This window comes from Prevotella sp. MGM2 (genome assembly GCF_002933955.1).
GTDB lineage: Bacteria > Bacteroidota > Bacteroidia > Bacteroidales > Bacteroidaceae > Alloprevotella.
In genome coordinates this window covers 1-616 of record NZ_BEWW01000034.1, presented here as the reverse complement: position 1 = coordinate 616, position 616 = coordinate 1, and the positions used below count along the sequence as shown (strand labels likewise).

1 protein-coding gene is annotated in these 616 nt (G+C 50.3%); it reads left to right on the top strand.

The window, feature by feature from the left end; genetic code table 11:
- Positions 1 to 616, top strand: a 616-nt coding sequence (locus tag C5S62_RS00750; RefSeq protein ID WP_133159439.1) for an ABC transporter transmembrane domain-containing protein, incomplete at both ends; no start/stop codon positions are given.

The following is a 616-nucleotide window of genomic DNA, read 5'->3' as shown; positions in this document are numbered from 1 at the left end:
ATCGTCCTTCCGCTGATGGGATGGATCATGGGGCGCATAGGGCGTAAATTGAAACGTCAGAGCCTTGACGCGCAAAGCAAATGGAGCGAAACAATGGCGCAGCTTGAAGAGACACTTGGCGGCATGCGTATCATCAAGGCTTTCACGGCCGAGAGAAAAATGCGTGAGCGCTTTGACCGTAGCACCAACGAGTTCCGCGCCGCTACCAATAAGGTTTCCATCCGTCAGGCATCGGCGCATCCTGTGAGCGAATTTCTTGGCACCTGCCTCATCGTGCTTGTGCTTTGGTATGGCGGTACATTGATTTTTTCCGATAAACCGCCGGTTGATGCCCCCACCTTTATCTTTTATATGGTCATCCTTTACAGTATCATCCAGCCTTTGAAGGATTTGTCGAAAGCTACTTACAGCATACCCAAGGGTATGGCTTCGGTGGAGCGTGTCAATAAGATTCTGTATGCCGACAATCCCATTCGCGAGAGTGCCACTCCTGTTCATGCCGATGGTCTGAAGGATAAAATCGAATTCCGCAACATTTCCTTTTCCTATAACGGTCATACTCCTGTGTTGAGCAACGTCAATCTCACCGTCAAGCGCGGTCAGACCATCGCCATTG